The 1,737-nt window shown below is 40.5% G+C and carries 4 protein-coding genes; all 4 read right to left on the reverse strand.

Annotation, left to right across the window (positions count from 1 at the left end):
* The coding region (locus SALPA_RS10410) for a 4Fe-4S binding protein (protein ID WP_186451016.1) at positions 1-673 on the reverse strand (673 nt) is incomplete at its 3' end.
* A 64-nt stretch (positions 674-737) separates the two neighbouring features.
* The gene (locus tag SALPA_RS10415) at positions 738-893 is read right to left on the reverse strand and encodes an NAD(P)H-dependent oxidoreductase (RefSeq protein ID WP_145093277.1); all 156 of its coding nucleotides are present in this window, start codon (positions 891-893) and stop codon (positions 738-740) included.
* Positions 894-965: 72 nt separating this feature from the next.
* The gene (locus SALPA_RS10420; protein ID WP_145093280.1) at positions 966-1,424 is read right to left on the reverse strand and encodes a MarR family transcriptional regulator; all 459 of its coding nucleotides are present in this window, start codon (positions 1,422-1,424) and stop codon (positions 966-968) included.
* A 131-nt stretch (positions 1,425-1,555) separates the two neighbouring features.
* Positions 1,556-1,737: putative quinol monooxygenase (locus tag SALPA_RS30290; RefSeq protein ID WP_370516702.1), on the reverse strand; the 182-nt coding region annotated here is incomplete at its 5' end.

The following is a 1,737-nucleotide window of genomic DNA, read 5'->3' on the forward strand; positions in this document are numbered from 1 at the left end:
TATTATCAATGGCCTGCGCCGGGCAACGCTTGATGCAAGCCCCGCAGTGTGAACAATATTCATCAACCTCTGTGTACGCCCGTTGTGTAGGGTCTAAATGAAAATCCACAATTACGCTGCCGCACCGCCCGGCCGAACCCTGTCTGGTAATTAACGACCGACTTAAGCTAAAGGTACCGAGGCCTGCAACAAATGCAGCGTGCCGTTCCGACCAATTACTGCGTAAATTAACGATTGCAAAACGTTCATCCAAAAGGGGGGCCAGCGCATGATGCCTAGCTTTTTCAACCAGTTCGACAATAAACCGGCGTAAAGCCATATTGAGTATCTCCCCTTCCCATCGCCCATAAAGCCATTCTGTGGCCGTTACTCCTTGAATCCGGTTCGCCTCGCGAATTCTTTGTGTATACGGTAGAAAGTAGACAATGACAGACTTGGCACCTGGCATCCATTCGTGTGGATTCATGTGATGAGATCCTATAATATCAGGCTGTTTAAATGTTTCCCATAATCCATCTGTAGCGCTTGCAACCCCAATCAAAGGTAAATCCCAGATCTGCATCCTATTATAGGAAGTGGGCGGTGTCGAAATTGTTTCTAGCTTTTCCACTATATTTTTCGGGCTGTTTAAAGTAAATTCATTCACTTTTTTCTGAATATCTTGTAACAGCATAACAGCTCCTCCTTTCCTTCCTTGCGGCCAATTTTATCTATTATAACTGCATATCGGCTACAAATTAGCGGATAAAATTAGTAACTTCCTTTTCTTCCATTACTACAGAGTCTATTTCAAACTCAATACCTCCCTGATTCAATTGCTCGCCGATCACGCTAAGTGCGTGATACGTATTACCTTCTTTGCGAGGATTACCATTAATTGCAACTACTTTCATTTTTTATCTCTCCTTAAATTTTTATTTTCATTTCGCAAGAGTGTTTACCCGGTAAACATTTGCGTAAAATTTTTATTTGCTTTGCCTTATTTTATCAACATGTTGCTCAACTTCAGACATAATTTCGTTCAAGAAATGCAACTTCTCTTCACTTACCGAATCGAATGTTTGAATAATGATATTATCGAATTTCCGGTGAAATTCGATATGCTGCTGAAAAGCAATTTGACCTTTAGCAGTTAATTCAAATTGGCCAATCCTTTTATTATCTTTTGACTGATATCGATAGATCAAGCTTTTCTGAATCAGCTTTCGTATAATCTTCGGAATAGCTCCTTTTGTTATGCCAAGTTTTTGAGCGATCTCCGTAACGTTAATTCCCGGGTTTCTGCCGATCATGTCCACCATGTGAATTTCAGAGGTGTGTAACACCTCTGAAATTCCAAAATCGCGCGGTTCCGTCATAAGAGAAGACACTTTATTAATAATGCGTATCATAATTTCATGAACAGTTTTGCTTTGGCTGTGCATTGTAATTCCTTCTTTCTGTGTAAGGATTGAGACCGTTTTTCGTCATTATCAATCATCCGCTTCTCTCGATCATTTTACCGCATATAACGATTTGGGGACATTTTACAAAATCATTGTTAAGATAAATCATCCTATCTCAGCTCAGCAATGGAAACCAGTTCCTCATAAAGTTCCACTTGGGGTTTTTCACTAATTAAGCCATCCATTTTGCTGAATACATCCTGTAGGTATGGAGTATTCGAGTGCTGGTCTAACGTCTGCCGGTCTCTATATTTTTCATAAAAGAAAAATTTCCCCGGAACGGACTGAGCAG

It is taken from the genome of Sporomusa sp. KB1, from assembly GCF_007830295.1.
In the GTDB taxonomy this organism is placed as follows: Bacteria; Bacillota; Negativicutes; order Sporomusales; family Sporomusaceae; genus Sporomusa.